Origin of the sequence: Citrobacter sp. RHBSTW-00944 (assembly GCF_013615435.1) — a bacterium.
GTDB lineage: Bacteria > Pseudomonadota > Gammaproteobacteria > Enterobacterales > Enterobacteriaceae > Citrobacter > Citrobacter braakii.
Genome location: NZ_CP055418.1, coordinates 4301227 through 4318775 on the forward strand (window position 1 = coordinate 4301227; position 17549 = coordinate 4318775).

19 protein-coding genes and 1 riboswitch are annotated in these 17549 nt (G+C 51.8%); of the genes, 9 read left to right on the forward strand and 10 right to left on the reverse strand.

Annotated features, from left to right (window positions below; genetic code table 11):
* The first annotated feature begins 17 nt into the window (after nucleotides 1-17).
* Nucleotides 18-332, forward strand: coding sequence for a putative quinol monooxygenase (locus tag HV334_RS20825; protein ID WP_016154515.1), 315 nt, complete (start codon nucleotides 18-20; stop codon nucleotides 330-332).
* 100 nt (nucleotides 333-432) lie between these two features.
* Here the strand turns inward: HV334_RS20825 and parE are convergent, their stop codons facing one another.
* Genes parE through nudF form a run of 5 tightly spaced genes read right to left on the reverse strand, consistent with a single transcriptional unit; the run spans nucleotide 433 to nucleotide 4838 of the window.
* Complete coding sequence (gene parE / locus HV334_RS20830) at nucleotides 433-2325, reverse strand: DNA topoisomerase IV subunit B (protein WP_003024571.1); 1893 nt, start codon at nucleotides 2323-2325, stop codon at nucleotides 433-435.
* A gap of 28 nt (nucleotides 2326-2353) precedes the next feature.
* On the reverse strand, nucleotides 2354-2935 hold the full coding sequence (yqiA, locus tag HV334_RS20835; RefSeq protein ID WP_003024575.1) for an esterase YqiA: 582 nt from the start codon (nucleotides 2933-2935) through the stop codon (nucleotides 2354-2356).
* Nucleotides 2935-3762 (reverse strand): 3',5'-cyclic-AMP phosphodiesterase, encoded by an 828-nt coding sequence (gene cpdA, locus HV334_RS20840; RefSeq protein ID WP_016154517.1) that lies wholly within the window; start codon nucleotides 3760-3762, stop codon nucleotides 2935-2937. Before cpdA ends, yqiA begins: the two co-directional genes overlap by 1 nt.
* 24 nt (nucleotides 3763-3786) lie before the next feature.
* Nucleotides 3787-4209, reverse strand: a complete 423-nt coding sequence (locus HV334_RS20845; RefSeq protein ID WP_181220855.1) for a DUF1249 family protein — start codon at nucleotides 4207-4209, stop codon at nucleotides 3787-3789.
* Nucleotides 4206-4838 (reverse strand): ADP-ribose diphosphatase, encoded by a 633-nt coding sequence (nudF, locus tag HV334_RS20850; protein WP_016154519.1) that lies wholly within the window; start codon nucleotides 4836-4838, stop codon nucleotides 4206-4208. Before nudF ends, HV334_RS20845 begins: the two co-directional genes overlap by 4 nt.
* A 199-nt stretch (nucleotides 4839-5037) precedes the next feature.
* Here nudF and tolC point away from each other — a divergent pair, with 199 nt between their 5' ends.
* The 3 genes from tolC to HV334_RS20865 all read left to right on the forward strand — a co-directional run bounded on the left by tolC (nucleotide 5038) and on the right by HV334_RS20865 (nucleotide 8507).
* Nucleotides 5038-6516 carry an outer membrane channel protein TolC gene (gene tolC / locus HV334_RS20855; protein WP_100250039.1) on the forward strand — a complete coding sequence of 493 codons (1479 nt, stop codon included), beginning with the start codon at nucleotides 5038-5040 and terminating at the stop codon, nucleotides 6514-6516.
* A 147-nt stretch (nucleotides 6517-6663) separates the two neighbouring features.
* Nucleotides 6664-7341 carry a DUF1190 family protein gene (locus tag HV334_RS20860; protein WP_181220856.1) on the forward strand — a complete coding sequence of 226 codons (678 nt, stop codon included), beginning with the start codon at nucleotides 6664-6666 and terminating at the stop codon, nucleotides 7339-7341.
* 5 nt (nucleotides 7342-7346) lie between these two features.
* Nucleotides 7347-8507: a glutathionylspermidine synthase family protein gene (locus HV334_RS20865; protein WP_016154522.1), complete on the forward strand. Its 1161-nt coding sequence runs from the start codon at nucleotides 7347-7349 to the stop codon at nucleotides 8505-8507.
* An 87-nt stretch (nucleotides 8508-8594) separates the two neighbouring features.
* On the opposite strand, the gene ygiD is transcribed toward HV334_RS20865, so the two are convergent.
* Nucleotides 8595-9383 carry a 4,5-DOPA dioxygenase extradiol gene (gene ygiD, locus HV334_RS20870; protein ID WP_016154523.1) on the reverse strand — a complete coding sequence of 263 codons (789 nt, stop codon included), beginning with the start codon at nucleotides 9381-9383 and terminating at the stop codon, nucleotides 8595-8597.
* A 147-nt stretch (nucleotides 9384-9530) separates the two neighbouring features.
* Here ygiD and zupT point away from each other — a divergent pair, with 147 nt between their 5' ends.
* Complete coding sequence (gene zupT, locus HV334_RS20875; RefSeq protein ID WP_016157488.1) at nucleotides 9531-10304, forward strand: zinc transporter ZupT; 774 nt, start codon at nucleotides 9531-9533, stop codon at nucleotides 10302-10304.
* A 65-nt stretch (nucleotides 10305-10369) separates the two neighbouring features.
* On the opposite strand, the gene HV334_RS25465 is transcribed toward zupT, so the two are convergent.
* Complete coding sequence (locus HV334_RS25465; protein WP_072033368.1) at nucleotides 10370-10546, reverse strand: hypothetical protein; 177 nt, start codon at nucleotides 10544-10546, stop codon at nucleotides 10370-10372.
* A gap of 397 nt (nucleotides 10547-10943) precedes the next feature.
* Between HV334_RS25465 and HV334_RS20880 the strand changes: the two genes are divergently transcribed.
* Genes HV334_RS20880 through dsbI form a run of 3 tightly spaced genes read left to right on the forward strand, consistent with a single transcriptional unit; the run spans nucleotide 10944 to nucleotide 14124 of the window.
* Nucleotides 10944-12740: an aryl-sulfate sulfotransferase gene (locus tag HV334_RS20880; RefSeq protein ID WP_016157489.1), complete on the forward strand. Its 1797-nt coding sequence runs from the start codon at nucleotides 10944-10946 to the stop codon at nucleotides 12738-12740.
* A 23-nt stretch (nucleotides 12741-12763) separates the two neighbouring features.
* The gene (locus tag HV334_RS20885; RefSeq protein ID WP_049283280.1) at nucleotides 12764-13432 is read left to right on the forward strand and encodes a thiol:disulfide interchange protein DsbA/DsbL; all 669 of its coding nucleotides are present in this window, start codon (nucleotides 12764-12766) and stop codon (nucleotides 13430-13432) included.
* Between the two features lie 14 nt (nucleotides 13433-13446).
* Complete coding sequence (gene dsbI, locus HV334_RS20890; protein WP_049283281.1) at nucleotides 13447-14124, forward strand: protein-disulfide oxidoreductase DsbI; 678 nt, start codon at nucleotides 13447-13449, stop codon at nucleotides 14122-14124.
* Between the two features lie 83 nt (nucleotides 14125-14207).
* Here the strand turns inward: dsbI and ribB are convergent, their stop codons facing one another.
* Nucleotides 14208-14861 (reverse strand): 3,4-dihydroxy-2-butanone-4-phosphate synthase, encoded by a 654-nt coding sequence (gene ribB, locus HV334_RS20895; protein WP_016154529.1) that lies wholly within the window; start codon nucleotides 14859-14861, stop codon nucleotides 14208-14210.
* Nucleotides 14862-14967: 106 nt separating this feature from the next.
* A riboswitch (FMN riboswitch) is annotated at nucleotides 14968-15117 on the reverse strand.
* 132 nt (nucleotides 15118-15249) lie between these two features.
* On the opposite strand from ribB, the gene ubiK reads away from it, so the two are divergent.
* A complete protein-coding gene (gene ubiK / locus HV334_RS20900) occupies nucleotides 15250-15546 on the forward strand; it encodes a ubiquinone biosynthesis accessory factor UbiK (protein ID WP_003024618.1) in 297 nt (98 codons plus the stop codon).
* 34 nt (nucleotides 15547-15580) lie between these two features.
* Here the strand turns inward: ubiK and glgS are convergent, their stop codons facing one another.
* Both glgS and hldE read right to left on the reverse strand, forming a co-directional pair.
* Nucleotides 15581-15787, reverse strand: a complete 207-nt coding sequence (glgS, locus tag HV334_RS20905) for a cell surface composition regulator GlgS (RefSeq protein ID WP_019077704.1) — start codon at nucleotides 15785-15787, stop codon at nucleotides 15581-15583.
* A 307-nt stretch (nucleotides 15788-16094) separates the two neighbouring features.
* Nucleotides 16095-17528 (reverse strand): bifunctional D-glycero-beta-D-manno-heptose-7-phosphate kinase/D-glycero-beta-D-manno-heptose 1-phosphate adenylyltransferase HldE, encoded by a 1434-nt coding sequence (hldE, locus tag HV334_RS20910; RefSeq protein ID WP_016154530.1) that lies wholly within the window; start codon nucleotides 17526-17528, stop codon nucleotides 16095-16097.
* Nucleotides 17529-17549 lie beyond the last annotated feature (21 nt).

Here is a 17549-nt window from a genome sequence, read left to right on the forward strand (position 1 = left end):
ATTAGAAGGAGTTAACCATGCTTACCGTTATTGCAGAAATCCGTACACGTCCAGGTCAACATCACCGCCAGGCGGTACTGGATCAATTCGCTAAAATCGTTCCAACCGTATTGAAAGAAGAAGGCTGCCACGGCTACGCGCCGATGGTCGATCATGCTGCTGGCGTCAGTTTTCAGACCACAGCCCCGGACTCAATCGTGATGGTTGAACAGTGGGAAAGCATTGCGCATCTTGAAGCGCATTTGCAGACACCGCATATGAAAGCCTATAGCGAAGCCGTGAAAGGCGACGTGCTGGACATGAGTATTCGTATTCTGGAGTCTGGCATTTAAGATTGTCGATTTGCCGGATAACGCCATAAACAGACGTATCCGGCTTATACTGCAATCCTCAGGCCTGGTAAGCCCAGCGCCACCAGGCATTCACGGTCAATTACCCTTCGAGATCCGCCAGGTCGCCTTTCTCCTGCAACCAGTTACGGCGATCTTCAGAACGCTTCTTGGCCAGCAGCATATCCATCATTGCGTTGGTACGCTGATCGTCTTCGTCATCGATGATGAGCTGCACCAGGCGGCGGGTATTCGGATCCAGCGTGGTTTCACGCAGCTGCATCGGGTTCATTTCACCCAGACCTTTAAAGCGCTGCACGTTCGGCTTGCCTTTCTTGCGCTTTAACTGCTCCAGCACGCCCGCTTTCTCTTCTTCCGTCAGCGCGTAATACACCTCTTTACCGAGGTCAATACGGTATAACGGCGGCAGCGCCACATAGACGTGACCGTGTTTCACCAGCGTACGGAAGTGTTTCACAAACAGCGCGCACAGCAGCGTGGCGATGTGCAAACCATCGGAGTCCGCATCCGCCAGAATACAGATCTTACCGTAGCGCAGCTGGCTCAGATCATCACTGTCCGGATCGATGCCGATCGCCACCGAAATATCGTGAACTTCCTGCGAAGCCAACACTTCATCGGAAGAGACTTCCCAGGTGTTGAGGATCTTACCTTTCAGCGGCATGATCGCCTGATATTCACGATCGCGCGCCTGTTTCGCCGATCCGCCCGCCGAGTCACCTTCGACGAGGAACAGTTCGGTGCGATTAAGATCCTGTGCAGTACAGTCCGCCAGTTTCCCCGGCAACGCCGGACCGCTGGTCAACTTCTTACGCACCACTTTTTTCGCCGCACGCAGACGACGCTGGGCGCTGGAAATCGCCATCTCAGCCAGCAGTTCGGCTGATTGCACGTTCTGGTTCAGCCACAGGCTGAAAGCATCTTTCACCACGCCAGAGACGAATGCCGCGCACTGCCGCGAAGAGAGGCGCTCTTTGGTTTGTCCGGCAAACTGCGGATCCTGCATTTTTACTGACAGCACGTAAGCACAGCGATCCCAGATATCTTCCGCCGACAGCTTCACACCGCGCGGCAGAATATTGCGGTATTCACAGAACTCGCGCATTGCATCCAGCAAACCCTGGCGCAGGCCGTTAACGTGCGTACCGCCCTGCATGGTTGGGATCAGGTTCACATAGCTTTCAGTCAGCAGCTCGCCGCCTTCCGGCAGCCAGAGCAGCGCCCAGTCCACGGTTTCTGTTTCACCGCTGAAATTACCGATAAACGGTTTTTCCGGCAGCGTCGGCAGGCCATTTACCGCTTCGCTCAGATAGTCATTCAGGCCATCCTGGTAGCACCAGCGCTGTTCACTGTTATTGACCTCATCCTTAAAGGTGATCTCAACGCCTGGGCACAGCACAGCTTTGGCTTTCAGTACGTGCGTTAAGCGCGAAACGGAAAAACGCGGGCTGTCAAAGAAGCTTTCATCCGGCCAGAAGTGCACGCTGGTTCCGGTATTGCGTTTACCGCAGGTACCGACAACCTGTAAATCTTGCACCTTATCGCCGTTCTCAAACGCGATGTTGTACACCTGCCCGTCGCGGCGCACATTCACTTCCACACGCTTCGACAGGGCGTTGACCACGGAGATCCCCACCCCATGTAAACCACCAGAGAACTGATAGTTTTTGTTGGAGAACTTACCGCCCGCGTGCAGACGACAGAGGATCAGCTCTACCGCCGGAACGCCCTCTTCAGGGTGAATGTCTACCGGCATGCCGCGGCCATCATCAATAACTTCCAGAGACTGGTCGGCATGTAAAATCACGTCCACGCGTTTTGCGTGGCCCGCCAGTGCTTCATCCACACTGTTATCAATCACTTCCTGTCCAAGATGGTTCGGACGGGTTGTATCGGTGTACATCCCCGGGCGACGGCGTACCGGCTCAAGCCCAGTGAGTACCTCAATGGCATCAGCGTTATAAGTTTGCGTCATGGTTTAAATAAGCAATTCGAATTGATCGTCAGAAACTGTGCAGTCCAAGGAAATCGACAATCGGGTTGAAATAATCTTCGAAGCCCGTGAATGCGTGGTTTCCGCCCTCAATAACTGTCTGGCGGCAGGAGGCGTAATACGCCACCGCCTGGCGGTAGTCCAACACTTCATCGCCCGTTTGTTGAAGCAGCCAGATCAAATCCGGCGCTTCCAGCGGGTCAATCTGCATGACTTTAAGATCGTAAATATGGCGTGACTCTAGCACATATTGCTGCCCCGTGTAGGGGTTCTCATTTTGACCGAGATAGTCGACCAGCAGTTCATAAGGTCGGACAGCAGGGTTCACCACCACCGCGGGCAGCATAAAACATTGCGACAGCCAGGTGGCGTAATAGCCTCCCAGCGAGGAACCGACAATTCCCAGCGACTCTCCGCCATGTTCGAGAATGATCGATTCCAGCATCTCTGCGGCCTGGGCCGGATACGGTGGCAGTTGGGGTACGATCATCTCAACGTGCGGATGATGCTCCGCCAGCCAGTTTTTCAGCAAACATGCCTTCGCCGAACGAGGAGAACTATTAAATCCGTGAAGATAAAGAAGCGTAGACATCAGTAGCCTTCTGAAGCGGTATCAGGGTGGAACCGATTACCCTGCAGACGGCGTACCTGCGTCTGCAACGTCCCGTCAGCAAAAAGCTCCAGCGTCCGCCAGCCGGGGCTGATGGTATCTAACGTGAAGTTGGAACAGTGTGGCTTAAACTGCACACAGGTCGACGGCGTCGCCAGCAGGCGGCGTCCGTTCCAGTCCAAATCCAGTTCCTGATGAATATGCCCACACAACAAATACTTGGCACGAGGATAATTCACCAGCACGTTATCCAGCTCTGCGGCATTACGCAGGCTATGCTGATCGAGCCAGCTACAGCCTGCCGGCAGAGGATGATGATGCAGAAGCAGCAAAGTATTGCGCTCAGGCGCATCGGCAAGTTTACGTTCCAGCCATTCGAGCTGAAATTCGCTTAATTCACCGTGGGGAACGCCGAACACCTGGCTGTCCAGCAACAGGATTTGCCACTGTTCACCAATAAAGACGCGTTTAGCGGGTGAGATCCCCGCGTCCTGTAGCGCGCTGTACATTGCCGGCTGAAAATCGTGATTGCCCGGTAGCCAAACGCAGGGCGCACGAAAGCTTGCGATGCCCTCAGCAAAATGCTGATAGGCCGCAGCGGATTGGTCCTGCGCCAAATCACCAGTCGCGACGATCAGATCGTATTCAGGCGACTCTGCATGTATTGCATCCAGTACGGATTGATAGCTGTCCCAGGTGTTTACACCCAGCAGCGTTTCATGCTTTTCGGCAAACAGGTGAGTGTCTGTAATTTGTAAGATCCTGACTCTGGCCTCACCAGCCAAAGGAAGGGTTAACAGGCTTTCCAAATGGTGTCCTTAGGTTTCACGACGCTAATAAACCGGAATCGCCATCGCTCCATGTGCTAAACAGTACCGTAACCAGTCGGCCAGAAACTGATTAATTTGATGCTTTTCGTCGCGTTGATGCAACTTTTTATTTGGATAATCATACAGCGCTTTGAAGCGAAAGATCTGCTGACTCGAACACACTTCGGCCACCCTCGCGTCATGATACAGGCGGACTGTCAATGACGGCAGGCTCCAGTAAGTGACCGCGGGTGCCGTTTGTTCGATCGCGACAAGCGTAGTGTATCGGGTCGATTCAACGATCGTTAACCGATATTGTGCGTTTGCTACCTGATAGCTCACTGTTTCACCGGCTGCATCATTACGTGGCAGCAGGCGGCGCAATTGCGAATAGTTGGTTTCGCACAGGCGCATCATTTCAGGGAAGTCAGGTGTGTAACGCTTCATTTTTTCCACTCAGTTTTTAACTCTTGATAGTGCAGCTGTAACCATTGCAAGGCGATGACAGAAGCCGCGTTGTCGATTTTCCCCTCTTCAACCCATTGATAAGCCTGCTCCCGGCTCACCACATGAACACGAATATCTTCGTTTTCATCAGCCAGACCGTGGATCCCGCTCGCGGTCGTGGCGTCCACTTCGCCAACTAAAATAGACAGGCGCTCACTGGTGCCGCCAGGGCTTGCCAGATAGCTCAGAACGGGCTTGGTACGTTTAACTTCCAGCCCAGCCTCCTCCATCGCTTCACGACGAGCCACATCCTCAACGGTTTCGCCCTCTTCAATCATTCCGGCCACCATTTCCAGGAGCCACGGGCTTTCGCTGGTATCAAACGCCGCGATACGGATCTGCTCGACCAGAACAACTTCGTCCCGCTCAGGGTCAAAGGGTAGCAAGACTGCCGCGTGTCCGCGCTCAAAAATTTCGCGCTTTACCTCACCGCTCATACCACCGTTAAACAGGCGATGGCGGAACCGATAAAGATCCAGTGAAAAAAAACCGCGGTATAGCGTTTCTCGTGCAATAATTTCTACATCATTTTTAGTGAAAGTCATTGGCAAGTTGTCTGGTTTACGCATTGTGCTGTCCTGAAACCAATAGTGATTAAAATGTGAATTTCAAGTTCGTTTGACTGATGTTTGAACGCCCTTGTGTTAAATTGATGCAAATTAACGCCGTATGGCACGTAACGCCAACTTTTTGAAGTGGCGGATTCTGCTAGAATCAGCAAATATTTTTACAATTTGATCAGCGCTAAATACTGCTTCACAACAAGGAATGCAAATGAAGAAATTGCTCCCCATCCTTATCGGCCTGAGCCTGTCGGGGTTCACTACTTTGAGCCAGGCAGAAAACCTGATGCAGGTTTATCAGCAAGCACGCCTGAGCAACCCGGAATTGCGTAAATCCGCCGCCGATCGCGATGCTGCATTCGAAAAAATTAACGAAGCGCGTAGCCCATTACTGCCGCAACTAGGTTTAGGTGCCGATTACACCTACAGCAATGGCTACCGTGATGCAAATGGCGTCAACTCCAACGCAACCAGCGCGTCATTACAATTGACTCAGACGCTGTTCGACATGTCTAAATGGCGTGCCCTGACGCTGCAAGAAAAATCAGCAGGCATCCAGGACGTAACGTATCAGACCGATCAGCAAACGCTGATCCTGAATACCGCTACCGCTTATTTTAACGTACTGAACGCGATTGACGTGCTGTCTTACACTCAGGCACAGAAAGATGCGGTCTATCGTCAGTTAGATCAGACCACACAGCGTTTTAACGTGGGCCTGGTCGCCATCACTGACGTACAGAACGCCCGTTCACAATACGATACCGTACTGGCGAACGAAGTGACCGCGCGTAACAATCTCGACAACGCGGTAGAACAGCTGCGCCAGGTGACCGGTAACTACTACCCGGAACTGGCTTCGCTGAACGTTGATGGCTTTAAAACCAACAAACCGCAGGCGGTGAACGCGCTGCTGAAAGAAGCAGAAAACCGCAACCTCTCATTATTGCAGGCGCGTTTGAGCCAGGATCTGGCGCGTGAACAGATTCGTCTGGCGCAGGATGGTCACTTACCGACGCTGGGTTTGACCGCCTCTACCGGCGTTTCTGACACCTCCTACAACGGGTCGAAAACCAACACCTCCCAGTATGACGACAGCAACATGGGCCAGAACAAAATCGGTCTGAACTTCTCGCTGCCGCTGTACCAGGGCGGGATGGTTAACTCGCAGGTGAAACAAGCGCAGTACAACTTTGTTGGCGCGAGCGAACAACTGGAAAGCGCGCACCGCAGCGTGGTGCAAACCGTGCGTTCTTCGTTCAACAACATTAATGCTTCTATCAGTAGCATTAACGCGTACAAACAAGCGGTTGTCTCTGCCCAAAGCTCTTTAGATGCGATGGAAGCAGGCTATTCCGTAGGTACCCGTACCATCGTGGATGTGTTGGATGCCACCACCACGCTGTACAACGCCAAGCAGCAACTGGCGAATGCGCGTTATACCTATCTTATCAACCAGCTTAACGTCAAATCTGCGCTCGGTACGCTGAACGAGCAGGATCTGGTGGCGCTGAACAATACGCTGGGTAAACCGATCCCGACTTCTCCGGATAACGTTGCGCCGCAAAATCCGCAGCAAGATGCCGCGGTGAATGACTTTAACAGCAACGGCAATATGCCTGCGGCTCAACCAACGGCTGCACGTTCAACCAGCAGCAACGGTAACAACCCGTTCCGTAACTGATGCTGATGACGGGGCTTCGGCCCCGTCTGAACGTAAGGCAACGTAAAGATCCGCCCCTTCTTCCGCATTCTCGCCTCTTCCCGCTTCAATTTCGACCAGTCATCCTCTATTCTGAGCAGAGTTACCACTGGGTCCTGGAAGACATAAATGAAACGGACAAAATCTATACATCACGCCTCGTTCCGCAAAAGCTGGAGCGCGCGCCACCTTACTCCTGTCGCTCTGGCAGTTACCGCTGTTTTTATGCTCGCGGGCTGTGAAAAGAGTGACGAAACGGTTTCGCTTTATCAGAACGCGGACGACTGCTCTGCAGCTAATCCGGGTAAAAGCGCCGAATGTACCACCGCGTTTAACAATGCGCTGAAAGAAGCTGAACGCACCGCGCCAAAATACGCCACTCGCGAAGACTGTATCGCTGAATTCGGCGAAGGCCAGTGCCAGCAGGCACCTGCACAAGCGGGCATGGCGCCGACCGGTGAAGGCCAGGCTCAGGCGCAGAATCAAAGCAGCGGCAGCTTCTGGATGCCGCTGATGGCAGGCTATATGATGGGCCGCATGATGGGTGGCGGTATGGGCGCTCAGCAGCCGCTGTTCAGCTCGAAAAATCCGGCCAGCCCGGCATACGGCAAATATACGGATGCCGGCGGCAAAAACTACGGCGCCGCAACGCCGGGTCGCACCATGACCGTACCGAAAACCGCCATGGTGCCGAAACCGGCTACCACCTCTACCGTAACCCGCGGCGGATTTGGCGAATCTGTGGCTAAACAGAGCACCATGCAGCGTAGCGCAAGCGGTACTACCACACGTTCAATGGGCGGCTGATCGTCATGGAAAGAGTCAGTATTGTTGAGCGCCCGGACTGGCGCGATAAAGCCACCGAATACGGTTTCAACTTTCACACTATGTACGGCGAGCCGTACTGGTGTGAGGATGCGTATTATAAGCTCACGCTTGCTCAGGTAGAAAAGCTGGAAGAGGTCACCGCAGAGCTGCATCAAATGTGCCTCAAAGTGGTGGAAAGGGTCATCGCCAGCGATGAGCTGATGACCAAGTTTCGCATTCCGAAGCATACCTGGGGCTTTGTCCGCCAGTCCTGGCAGACACAGCAACCGTCGCTCTATTCGCGTCTCGATCTGGCGTGGGACGGCACGGGCGAGCCTAAGCTGTTAGAAAACAACGCCGATACGCCAACCTCTCTGTACGAAGCTGCGTTTTTCCAGTGGATCTGGCTGGAAGACCAACTCAATGCAGGCAACCTGCCGGAAGGCAGCGATCAATTCAACAGTCTGCAGGAAAAGCTGATCGAGCGTTTCGCCGAGCTGCGTGAGCAGTATGGTTTTCAGTTGCTACATCTGACCTGTTGTCGCGATACGGTGGAAGACCGCGGAACGATCCAGTATCTGCAGGATTGCGCTGCCGAAGCTGAAATCGCCACTGAATTCCTCTATGTCGAAGATATTGGTCTTGGTGAAAAAGGTCAGTTCACGGATATGCAGGATCAGGTCATTGCTAACCTGTTCAAGCTCTATCCGTGGGAATTCATGCTGCGCGAAATGTTCTCCACCAAGCTGGAAGACGCTGGCGTTCGCTGGCTGGAACCAGCCTGGAAGAGCATCATCTCCAACAAAGCGTTATTACCGCTGTTGTGGGAAATGTTCCCGGATCATCCGAATCTGCTGCCTGCGTATTTCGCCGAAGATGACTATCCTCAGATGGATAAATTCGTCGTAAAGCCGATCTTCTCACGTGAAGGCGCGAACGTTTCCATTATCGAAAACGGTAAAACGATCGAAGCAGTGGAAGGGCCGTACGGCGAAGAAGGTATGATCGTGCAGCAATTCCATCAGCTACCGAAGTTTGGCGACAGCTATATGTTGATCGGCAGCTGGCTAATCAACGATCAACCAGCTGGCATCGGCATTCGCGAAGACCGCGCGTTGATCACGCAGGATCTCTCGCGTTTCTATCCGCATATTTTTGTCGAATGACTGAGAGTGCCGGGTGGTGGCTGCGTCTTACCCGGCCTACAGCACGAACTGTAGGCTCGATAAGCGCAGCGCCATCGGGCGCATTTATCATCCGACCTGCACCGACAACATACTCAAACTTCCCATCTCAATCCCGTCAACAGGAATAGTCACCGGCTCTTTGCCGTCCCAGGCACCTAATACATACAGCAGCGGCAGATAGTGATCCGGTGTCGGATTCGATAACGATCCCCCTTCATGATCGAGATAGTTCACCAGCGGGTGCTGTTCAACCGGTCCCTGCCATGTCAGGTTTGCTTTAACATATTCGTTGAATGAGGTCGCCCACGGATATGGCGTGTTCTCACCGTGCCAACGCGCAGTGCGCAGGTTATGCACCACGTTGCCGCTGGCTACCAGCATAATGCCCTCATCACGCAGTGCCGCCAGCTTGCGGCCAATTTCAAAATGCCAGGCCGCAGGTTTGGTACTGTCAATGCTCAGCTGCACCATCGGAATATCCGCATGCGGGTACATCTTGATCAGCACGCCCCATGAACCGTGGTCAAAACCCCACGCCTCTTTGTCTAAGGTAACGGGCACCGGGGCCAGCAAGTCAACCAGATGCTGCGCCAGTTCCGGTGATCCAGGAGCCGGGTAATGGGTGTCATACAGCGCCTGCGGAAAACCGCCAAAATCGTGGATTGTTTTAGGCGCTTCCATCGCCGTCACGCCCGTGCCACGAGTGAACCAATGCGCCGAGACCACCACAATGGCTTTCGGGCGCGGCAACGTTTCCCCCAGTTGCTGCCAGGCGCGGGTATAAACGTTATCTTCCAGAACATTCATCGGGCTACCGTGGCCCAAAAACAATGCTGGCATACGAGTTGAAGACATGATGATATCCTTACTGAGGGAGTCATTTTGATACCACCACAATACGCTTATTCGGCTGATGAAGAACTCAGATAACCATGATGAAGATCATCAGTTATTTTGACGATCCGGCCCGGACAGCAGATTGATAAGGAGTTTTATTTGTCGATGTCAGTACCTTTACTTCTGACTTTACTGGCAGGCGCCGCCACGTTTATCGGCGCATTTCTCGGCGTGTTAGGGCAAAAACCCTCCAACCGCGTGCTCGCCTTTTCGTTAGGCTTCGCCGCAGGGATTATGTTACTGATCTCACTGATGGAGATGCTCCCAGCCGCACTGGCTGCTGAAGGTATGTCGCCGGTATTGGGCTACGGAATGTTTATCGTTGGCTTACTGGGATACTTTGGCCTGGACCGCCTATTGCCGCATGCGCACCCTCAGGATCTGGTACAGAAAACCACGCGGCCTCTGCCCGGCTCCATTAAACGTACCGCGATTTTATTAACGCTCGGCATTAGCCTGCACAACTTCCCGGAAGGGATAGCGACGTTTGTTACCGCCAGCAGCAACCTCGAGCTGGGCTTTGGTATTGCCCTTGCCGTCGCATTACACAATATTCCTGAAGGATTAGCCGTTGCGGGTCCAGTCTATGCAGCCACGGGCTCCAAACGGACGGCGATATTCTGGGCCGGGATCTCGGGCATGGCGGAAATCCTGGGCGGCGTACTGGCGTGGTTAATTCTGGGGAGCCTGATCTCACCGGTAGTGATGGCGGCAATAATGGCAGCAGTCGCAGGAATTATGGTGGCGCTGTCCGTCGATGAGCTAATGCCGTTGGCAAAAGAGATCGACCCGAATAATAATCCCAGCTATGGGGTACTTTGTGGAATGTCGGTGATGGGGTTAAGTCTTGTCATCCTCCAGTCCATGGGGATCGGCTAATTCAGAGGGCGGATGCCACCCTGCTAATTTACAGCATCCGCTCATCCATAGCAGAACGTGAAGGACTATTCCTGTTCCTTAACCGCGCTGTTATCTTCGCCAGAATGACGAAAGAGTTTGTTTCGCGCCTCGAGTAATGCATCCCGGTCTTGCCGAAATGCCCGACAATAACGCTTCATATGGCAATAATAACCAACTGCAACGAGTGCAATTAATACAATCCAGTACCAGGCGATAAACATTCTTTTACCCTTAAAATTTAACATCATTAAACATTTAACGTTAAAATTTTACACAACCTTATTCTGACATACTCCTATAGTGGCATATTCCAGAAACAAATATATGATTTCGATCATATAAACCAGCAGCTATGCAAATAGTTAACACCGTTATAAAAAATAAAACAATGTCGACAAGATCACACTGCGCAATAATAAATATTGCCCTTAAAATAACGCACTCATACCATCCCAAAAATAATAAAAACTAGCACCTGCAAAATAATACATTTCATCAATATTAATATATTCACCATAAAAGTAGCATCAGCAATACCATTTTTTATTATATTCACATCGTAAAAACATAATATATTCAGCACTGTTATATTTAAAGATAATATAAGGAGATATATCCATGTTTACACAGTACCGAAAAACACTTCTAGCCGGAACGCTTGCACTGACGTTTGGCTTTGCCGCAGGGAATTCATTTGCCGCAGGTTTCCAACCAGCCCAGCCCGCAGGAAAATTGGGTGCGATAGTCGTTGACCCATACGGAAACGCCCCTCTTACCGCACTGGTTGAATTAGATAGTCACGTTATTTCGGATGTTAAAGTTACCGTTCATGGTAAAGGTGAAAAAGGAGTCCCAATTACCTATACCGTCGGCAAAGAATCCCTCGCCACCTACGATGGGGTTCCTATTTTTGGCCTTTATCAAAAGTTCGCTAATAAGGTCACTGTTGAATATAAAGAAAATGGCAAGGCCATCAAGGAAGATTACGTGGTGCAAACATCTGCCATCGTTAATCACTACATGGATAACCGTTCTATTTCCGATTTACAGCAAACAAACGTTATAAAGGTCGCACCTGGCTTTGAAGACCGTCTCTATCTGGTGAATACCCACACCTTTACCGCGCAGGGCGCAGAATTCCACTGGCATGGTGAAAAAGATAAAAATGCCGGTATCCTGGATGCTGGTCCGGCCGGTGGCGCATTACCCTTTGATATCGCACCCTTTACCTTTGTCGTTGATACGGAAGGCGAATATCGTTGGTGGCTGGATCAGGACACTTTCTATGACGGTCATGACATGGATATCAACAAGCGCGGTTACCTGATGGGCATACGGGAGACACCGCGCGGCACCTTCACCGCCGTACAGGGCCAGCACTGGTATGAGTTCGATATGATGGGCCAGATTCTGGCCGACCATAAGCTGCCGCGCGGATTCCTCGACGCATCGCATGAGTCCGTCGAAACGGTGAACGGCACCGTACTGCTTCGCGTGGGTAAACGCGACTATCGCAAGGAAGATGGCATTCACGTACAAACTATTCGCGACCAGATTATTGAAGTCGACAAATCCGGTCGTGTTGTCGACGTGTGGGATCTGACAAAAATTCTCGATCCGATGCGTGATGCACTGCTGGGTGCGTTGGATGCGGGCGCGGTATGCGTCAACGTGGACCTCGCTCATGCCGGCCAGCAGGCAAAACTGGAGCCAGATACCCCCTACGGTGATGCCCTCGGAGTGGGTGCAGGTCGTAACTGGGCGCACGTTAACTCTATCGCCTTTGATGCCAAAGATGACGCCATCATTATCTCTTCCCGCCATCAGGGGGTTGTCAAAATCGGTCGCGATAAACAGGTTAAGTGGATCCTTGCACCGTCTAAAGGCTGGAATAAGGCGCTGGCAAGCAAGCTGTTAAAACCGGTTGATGATAAAGGCAACGCACTGAAATGTGATGAAAATGGCAAGTGCGAGAATACCGATTTCGATTTTACCTACACTCAACACACCGCATGGCTCTCCAGCAAAGGAACGCTTACCATTTTTGACAACGGCGATGGCCGCGGACTCGAACAACCAGCGTTACCAACGATGAAATACTCCCGTTTCGTCGAATATAAAATTGACGAGAAAAAAGGGACCGTCCAGCAAATTTGGGAGTACGGAAAAGAGCGCGGTTATGATTTTTATAGCCCTATCACCTCGGTTATCGAATATCAAAAGGATCGTGACACCATGTTTGGCTTTGGTGGTTCGATTAATTTATTTGACGTTGGACAGCCAACCATCGGCAAAATCAACGAAATTGACTACAAAACAAAAGAAGTCAAAGTCGAAATTAATGTCCTGTCCGATAAGCCAAATCAAACTCACTACCGTGCATTGCTGGTTCATCCACGCCAAATGTTTAAATAATTACATTAGATTAAGGATTAATTATGTCATCTAAATGGATCACTTCATTATTTAAAAGTGTGGTATTAACCGCCGCGCTGGCCTCACCGTTTGCAGCATCAGCGTTTACTGAAGGCACTGACTATATGGTTCTGGAAAAACCAATTCCCAATGCTGATAAGACGTTAATCAAAGTATTCAGTTACGCCTGCCCATTTTGCTACAAATATGATAAAGCCGTGACAGGGCCCGTGTCAGACAAAGTCTCCGATGTCGTTACTTTCACTCCGTTTCATCTGGAAACCAAAGGGGAATACGGTAAGCAGGCCAGTGAAATCTTTGCCGTAATGATTGCCAGGGACATGGCTGCAGGTATTTCATTGTTTGACGCCAAATCACAGTTTAAAAAAGCCAAGTTCGCTTATTACGCCGCCTACCACGATAAGAAAGAGCGCTGGTCAGAGGGTAAAGATCCCGCCTCATTCATCAAAACAGGGTTGGATGCAGCGGGCATGAGCCAGGCTGATTTTGACGCGGCATTGAAGGATCCTGCCGTCCAGCAAACGCTGGAGAAATGGAAAGCAGCATATGATGTCGCCAAAATCCAGGGCGTTCCGGCTTACGTCGTCAATGGTAAATACCTGATCTACACCAAAAATATCAAATCTATTGATTCCATGGCTGAGCTTGTCAGAGAGCTCGCGAAAAAATAAACAGGGACCCGGCTATGGCTTTCATAAAAGGATCGTGGCGAGACTTACGCAATACACCGGTTGATACCCTGGTGAGATGGCAGGAACAGCGCTTTCTGTGGCTGTTGATGGCTTGCGCAATGGGTGGATTGATTATTCTGGCGCACTCGTTCTTCCAAATCTATCTCTACATGGCCCCCTGCGAGCAATGTGTCTACATTCGCTTTGCCATGCTGGTGATGGTTTTTGGCGGATTGATTGCGGCAATCAACCCCAAAAATGTTGTTCTGAAGCTCATCGGTTGTATCGCGGCATTTTACGGCAGCATCCTGGGCATTAAGTTCTCCATCAAACTTAACAGCATTCATTATGCTGTACATAACCCGGACCCGGATTCGCTGTTTGGCGTACAGGGATGTTCCACCGATCCGACATTCCCTTTCAATTTGCCTCTGGCCAACTGGGCACCGGAGTGGTTTAAACCCACAGGAGATTGCGGCTATGACGCTCCCATCGTTCCCGACGGCGTGGCGCTCAGCAGTACGCAAAAGTGGTTTGTCGATCTGTACCAGCAGTCAGAAGGCTGGTATCTGATCCCGCCTTGGCATTTTATGAACATGGCGCAGGCCTGTTTGTTGGCCTTTAGTTTGTGCTTACTGTTGCTCGTCATTATGAGCGGCGCATGGGCATTAAAGCGGGTGAGAACCAAATAATCGGAGCAAGAAACAAAAAAACCGAAGCCTGGAAGATAGCTTCGGTTTTTTATGCTTACCGCGACTAACGTGGTAATTTGCGATTAGCTTGCTTTGCGCTCATGCGCCTGACGGTAAGCCACCAGGTCTTCGATAGTAACTACCGCCATATTATGCTTGCCGGCAAATTCGATACATTCTGGCGCACGCGCCATGGTGCCATCGTCATTGGTCAGTTCGCACAGCACGCCTGCCGGTTTAAACCCTGCCAGCGTCATCAGGTCGATGGTTGCTTCAGTGTGACCACCGCGGGTCAACACTCCACCTGCCTGAGCACGCAGCGGGAAAACGTGCCCCGGACGGTTAAGATCGGAAGGTTTAGCGCCATCCTGAATTGCCGCACGCACCGTAGTAACACGGTCCGCAGCGGAAACGCCGGTGGTCACGCCTTCTGCGGCTTCAATGGTGACGGTAAAACCGGTACCGTAAGCGCTGGTGTTATTTTCCACCATCATTGGCAGATCGAGCTGTTTGCGTCGGTCTTCAGTGATGCACAGGCATACAATACCGCTGCCGTGACGAATGGTCAGAGCCATCTGTTCAACAGTCATGGTTTCTGCCGGGAAAATCATATCGCCTTCGTTTTCACGATCTTCGTCGTCAAGCACCATCACACCGCGTCCTTCACGCAGCGCAGACAGCGCAAGTTCAACACGTTCGAAAGGCGTACCAAAAGAGGAAAGTAGCGTCTGATTCATGGTAAAAAAACCTCACTAAAATTATGGTTACCAGAATCAGGGCAGTCTTAGGAGTACCGTCTAAGCGGCAAAAAAATAACGTGAGCGGGTCCATGCCCGACTGGATCGTTACTCTCTCCCATCCGGACTCTAACCGTCGGCCCCGGAATTACACCGGATCTGCTGACCTTTGAGTTTGCACCCAAAGCGCTCGCGGGCTTTCAACCTGAGTTGATTTACCGCCGGTGGGGAATTTCGCCCCGCCCTGAGAATAAGCGGGTTAACTATAACGCTATTGATTACCTTCATCAACGCCTTTGCTCGTCTTAGCTTCACACAATTCTGGTTTATGCCTGTGCCAGTTCGCACTACAATAGGCAACAACACGTACCAGTTCAGGGAAACCACAATGATTGACCCGAAAAAAATTGAGCAGATTGCTCGTCAGGTTCACGAGTCGATGCCGAAAGGGATCCGCGAGTTTGGCGAAGACGTCGAGAAGAAAATTCGTCAAACTCTGCAGTCACAGCTGACCCGTCTGGATCTGGTAAGCCGTGAAGAGTTTGATGTACAGACTCAGGTTTTGCTGCGTACCCGTGAAAAGCTGGCGCTGCTTGAGCAACGTCTGACTGAGCTGGAATCGCGTGAAAAAACGGCAGAAGTTAAACCTGCTCCCGCGATCCCGTCAGTCGATCCGCAAGAGTAAAAACGACAACGGGCCGCAAGGCCCGTTTTTTCTGTTAGTGTTCCAGTTCTAGCTTCCTGGCCTCCGTCGCCTGCTGGCAGTACAGCGCATAGCGTTTGCAAAACCAGCTACGATGTTCTTCATCCATATTCCCAGTTATCGCCTGGATATCTACGGGATGGCCCTCAGCTTGCATCCTGGCAAAACTACGGGCCAGGAAATCGAAATTGTTCATTGAATACATATTGCTGTTCATGAGCATACCCTCCAGTTATTGAATATCTGTTAAGGCCATATGCTTTTTCTAATTTCAGTATTTCCCTGGATGCGAAGTTATTCTGTACATATTGTGCGCAAACCCACTGCGTTGGTTCACAGTTTCCCACGAAATCTAAGAGGGGTCGGATTTAAGGTCAGCGTGACGCACGCTTATTGTGACGTCATGTAAAAGTAAATCGGGGGGAGAAATCCCCTCTCCCCTTATTCCTTTACTCTGGGTTGAAGAAAACCGCAGCATCAATAGCAAGAAACGTATCGAATCCAAAAGTTCGATACGTTTCCAGCATTTGTTATTTATCGCTGTCTTTTTGGATCTTCTTAATGATATTGGTCGTTGAGCAGCCATCTTCAAAGTTCAGCACCAGCACTTCACCGCCGTTCGCCCACACTTCTTTGCTGCCGGCAATATCTTCCGGCTTATAGTCGCCGCCTTTTACCAGCAGATCCGGCAGGATCCCGGCAATCAGACGCTGTGGTGTGTCTTCTTCAAAAGAGACCACCCAGTCGACGGCTTCCAGCGCGCCCAGCACGATCATGCGCTGTTCCAGCGGGTTGACCGGACGCGTTTCGCCTTTCAGACGTTTGGTCGAAGCATCGCTGTTTACCGCCACGATCAGACGATCGCCCAGCTTGCGCGCATTCGCCAGATAGGAAACGTGGCCCGCATGCAGGATGTCGAACACGCCGTTGGTCATCACCACTTTCTCACCGCGCTTGCGGGCGCTGGCTACGGCCTGTTTCAGCTCAGACTCGCTCATCACGCCAAAGCCAGTGTCGGCCCGACCGCGCACGGCGTTTTCCAGTTCAATCGGGGAAACGGTGGAAGTCCCCAGTTTACCGACGACAACACCCGCTGCGGCATTAGCAAAATAGCACGCCTCTTCCAGAGTGTTCCCCGCCGCCAGCGTCGCTGCCAGCACGCCGATCACCGTATCGCCCGCCCCCGTCACGTCATACACTTCCTGCGCCTGCGTCGGCATATGCAGTGGCGATTTGCCCGGTTGCAGCAGCGTCATACCCTGTTCGGAACGCGTGATCAGCAGCGCGGAAAGGTCGAAATCTGCAATCACTTTCATGCCGCGCTCAACCAGTTCATCTTCGCTTTTGCACTTACCGGCCACCGCTTCAAATTCAGACAAATTCGGCGTCAGCAGCGTTGCGCCACGATAGCGTTCAAAATCGGTCCCTTTCGGATCGATAAGCACCGGCACCCCAGCCTTACGCGCCAGAGCAATCATCTGCTGCACGCTTGCCAGTGCGCCTTTGGCGTAATCGGAGAGCACCAAAGCGCCAATGGAGCCCAGAGCCTGGTTAATACGCTCATGCAGTGGCTGCGGATCCACGCCTTCAAAACCTTCTTCGAAATCCAGGCGAATCAGTTGCTGGTTGCGGGAAAGCACGCGCAGTTTGGTGATCGTCGGATGAGTTGGCACAGAAACGAAGTCACATTTTACGTTCACATCCGCCAGCGTTTTGCTCAGCGCACGCGCCGCGTCGTCAATCCCAGTCAGGCCGACCAGACGCGAATTCGCTCCCAGAGAGGCAATGTTCATCGCCACGTTTGCTGCGCCACCGGGACGTTCTTCAATGGTATCAACCTTCACCACCGGAACCGGCGCTTCAGGTGAAATACGGCTGGTAGGACCGTACCAGTAGCGATCTAGCATCACATCACCGACAACCATGACTCCTGCACGTTCAAACTCTGGCAGCGTTACTTTCATTCCTGTCTCCTGAGAGATTCT

Bases quoted from the DNA above. Each gene is read 5' to 3' on its own strand.
- ribB (WP_016154529.1), bottom strand. From the start codon at position 14,861: ATGAATCAGACGCTACTTTCCTCTTTTGGTACGCCTTTCGAACGTGTT.
- ubiK (WP_003024618.1), top strand. From the start codon at position 15,250: ATGATTGACCCGAAAAAAATTGAGCAGATTGCTCGTCAGGTTCACGAG.
- HV334_RS20880 (WP_016157489.1), top strand. From the start codon at position 10,944: ATGTTTACACAGTACCGAAAAACACTTCTAGCCGGAACGCTTGCACTG.
- yqiA (WP_003024575.1), bottom strand. From the start codon at position 2,935: ATGTCTACGCTTCTTTATCTTCACGGATTTAATAGTTCTCCTCGTTCG.
- HV334_RS20825 (WP_016154515.1), top strand. From the start codon at position 18: ATGCTTACCGTTATTGCAGAAATCCGTACACGTCCAGGTCAACATCAC.
- HV334_RS25465 (WP_072033368.1), bottom strand. From the start codon at position 10,546: ATGTTTATCGCCTGGTACTGGATTGTATTAATTGCACTCGTTGCAGTT.
- hldE (WP_016154530.1), bottom strand. From the start codon at position 17,528: ATGAAAGTAACGCTGCCAGAGTTTGAACGTGCAGGAGTCATGGTTGTC.
- glgS (WP_019077704.1), bottom strand. From the start codon at position 15,787: ATGCTCATGAACAGCAATATGTATTCAATGAACAATTTCGATTTCCTG.
- HV334_RS20845 (WP_181220855.1), bottom strand. From the start codon at position 4,209: ATGAAGCGTTACACACCTGACTTCCCTGAAATGATGCGCCTGTGCGAA.
- dsbI (WP_049283281.1), top strand. From the start codon at position 13,447: ATGGCTTTCATAAAAGGATCGTGGCGAGACTTACGCAATACACCGGTT.
- zupT (WP_016157488.1), top strand. From the start codon at position 9,531: ATGTCAGTACCTTTACTTCTGACTTTACTGGCAGGCGCCGCCACGTTT.
- HV334_RS20860 (WP_181220856.1), top strand. From the start codon at position 6,664: ATGAAACGGACAAAATCTATACATCACGCCTCGTTCCGCAAAAGCTGG.
- nudF (WP_016154519.1), bottom strand. From the start codon at position 4,838: ATGCGTAAACCAGACAACTTGCCAATGACTTTCACTAAAAATGATGTA.
- ygiD (WP_016154523.1), bottom strand. From the start codon at position 9,383: ATGTCTTCAACTCGTATGCCAGCATTGTTTTTGGGCCACGGTAGCCCG.
- tolC (WP_100250039.1), top strand. From the start codon at position 5,038: ATGCAAATGAAGAAATTGCTCCCCATCCTTATCGGCCTGAGCCTGTCG.
- parE (WP_003024571.1), bottom strand. From the start codon at position 2,325: ATGACGCAAACTTATAACGCTGATGCCATTGAGGTACTCACTGGGCTT.
- HV334_RS20885 (WP_049283280.1), top strand. From the start codon at position 12,764: ATGTCATCTAAATGGATCACTTCATTATTTAAAAGTGTGGTATTAACC.
- HV334_RS20865 (WP_016154522.1), top strand. From the start codon at position 7,347: ATGGAAAGAGTCAGTATTGTTGAGCGCCCGGACTGGCGCGATAAAGCC.